This is a genomic window from Flavobacteriales bacterium (genome assembly GCA_013214975.1).
Lineage (GTDB): Bacteria > Bacteroidota > Bacteroidia > DT-38 > DT-38 > DT-38.
The window spans coordinates 1-2,324 of sequence record JABSPR010000199.1 but is presented as its reverse complement, the minus strand read 5'-3'; the positions used below and the strand labels follow the sequence as shown (position 1 = coordinate 2,324).

The 2,324-nt window shown below is 35.7% G+C and carries 3 protein-coding genes; 2 read left to right on the top strand and 1 reads right to left on the bottom strand.

All coding sequences use genetic code 11. The features are described 5' to 3' along the window. Nucleotides 1-127: 127 nt before the first annotated feature. The gene (locus HRT72_06725) at nucleotides 128-652 is read left to right on the top strand and encodes a hypothetical protein (GenBank protein NQY67402.1); all 525 of its coding nucleotides are present in this window, start codon (nucleotides 128-130) and stop codon (nucleotides 650-652) included. Between the two features lie 2 nt (nucleotides 653-654). On the opposite strand, the gene HRT72_06720 is transcribed toward HRT72_06725, so the two are convergent. Then, nucleotides 655-1,413: an RNA methyltransferase gene (locus HRT72_06720; GenBank protein ID NQY67401.1), complete on the bottom strand. Its 759-nt coding sequence runs from the start codon at nucleotides 1,411-1,413 to the stop codon at nucleotides 655-657. Nucleotides 1,414-1,565: 152 nt separating this feature from the next. Here HRT72_06720 and HRT72_06715 point away from each other — a divergent pair. Next, nucleotides 1,566-2,324, top strand: a 759-nt coding sequence (locus HRT72_06715) for a class I fructose-bisphosphate aldolase (GenBank protein NQY67400.1), incomplete at its 3' end; no start/stop codon positions are given.

Below are 2,324 nucleotides of genomic sequence, written 5' to 3'. Positions count from 1 at the left end.
TACGGTGTAACTTTGGTGCCCATACGATAATTGGTTAGGAGCGCAAATATACAACTCTCTATTCTTTCGTTTTCAAATTAGGTTAGTGTAATATTTACGATATTTGTGTCACACATTACCAGCAAACATGGAAGATTTCATAATTGACTTATTAAAATTCATTGTACCAGCAATCATTGTTTTTGCAGCAGGATTTATTTCCATTAAAAAATTCTTGGACTTCGAACAAAAAAAACTTCTTCTTGAGATAAAGAGAGATATGAACAAGACGGGTATTCCTCTTCGGTTGCAAGCTTTTGAAAGAATCACTCTCTTTTTGGAGAGAATTTCTCCAAACAGTATTGTTATGCGAATGAGCAGAAAAGGAATGACTGCCGCTCAACTACACAAAGCCCTAATTGGAGCAATTAGGAATGAATATGAGCACAACCTAACGCAACAATTATATGTTTCTAATGAAACTTGGGATTCCGTTAAAAAAGCGAAAGATGATATGATTCGTTTAGTTAACATTAGTTCAACAAAAATGGGCGATAAAGCCACTGCACTAGACCTAAGCAAGAATATTTTCAAATTGATCGCTGAAGTCAAATCTAATCCCACTGACATTGCAATCAATCAATTAAAGAGCGAATTAAGACGGATTTTCTAAGGTTAGAAATCAACTAGTTGAAAGCAGCAAATTGAAGTTGCAACGGCAACATTTAACGATTCTGTAGTTTCTCCACCTTCTCTTTGAGCACCAACTATTCCTATTTTCTTTGACGCGCTATCCATAATACTTTGAGAAACGCCATTCGCCTCATTACCCAATACTAATAATCCTCTTTTTGCTTTTTTCTCAGAACGAATATCATCACCATTCATAGCAGTTACATAGATATTATAGTCTTCAGCTTCTTTTAACTTCTCAGCAAAAGAGTTCAAATTAACGTAATGCACTTTAACTCGAGAGATAGAACCCATGGTAGACATAACACACTTTGGATTAAATACATCTACGCAATCCTCCGAGCAGAATATATTTTCAATTCCGAACCAATCGGCTATTCTCACTATCGTTCCTAAGTTTCCCGGATCACGTACTGAATCCAATGCAATTGAAAATTCTGCAAGAACGTCTTCCTCTTTCCAATTCCAAGATGGAATTTTAAATACAGCTAATAGAGAACTTGGTGTTTTCAATAAACTAATCTTTTCCATATCCGAATTTGAGATCAGATGGAATCTTGATTTATCTTCAATATCAAGTCCTAACACTTGGTCTATTACATACAAACTATCTAAAACGAATGATGAATGCAATAACCCAACTACCGACTTCTCTCCTTCTACAACGAATAGCCCTTCCCTCTTCCTTATTTTCCTTTTGCTCAAAGATTTTATCAGCGAAATTCTGTTTTTACTCAACATTAGGTAGACAATTAGACAATCATAAATTAGAATGCTAAGATATACTATCAAATAAGAATTCAATTTGACACATCAAATAAATAGATAGTTGGGAGTAATTGTTACCAAGAGTTTATAAATTTGCTGAAATTAACCAACTAATTCTTTCGAATATGTCCTACAACAAAATTGTTGACATCCTAGGCGACAGTGCTACAGACCTATTAGAGCACAAATGCAATACAATAGACCAATCAATGATTACATCACCTGGTCCAGATTTCATAAACGACACATTCGTATATACCAACAGAAGCCCACAAACTATTCGCGGCTTAAATTCTATTTACAACAATGGACGTTTAGCTGGTACTGGTTATGTATCTATCCTTCCTGTTGATCAAGGAATAGAGCATTCAGGTGGTGCTTCTTTCGCTCCAAACCCAATCTACTTTGACCCAGAAAACATTGTAAAACTTGCTATAGAAGGTGGTTGTAATGCTGTAGCTTCTACATTTGGAGTACTTGCATCGTGCTCTAGAAAGTATGCACATAAAATCCCATTTATAGTAAAAATAAATCACAACGAATTACTTACCCATCCGGCTACATTCGATCAAATTCCTTTTGGAAGTGTAGATGAAGCCTGGAACTTGGGTGCTACAGCAGTTGGTGCAACTATCTATTTTGGATCAGAGGAATCTGGCAGACAAATTTCAGAAATAGCCGCTGCGTTTGAAAGAGCCCATGAACTCGGAATGACAACAATTCTTTGGTGTTACTTAAGAAACTCAGGATTTACTAAAGATGGAAAAGATTACAGTACAGCAACTGATATTACAGCACAAGCCAACCATATAGGTGTTACGATCCAAGCCGATATAATCAAGCAAAAATTAGCAACAACTAATAATGGCTATACAGATATAGGG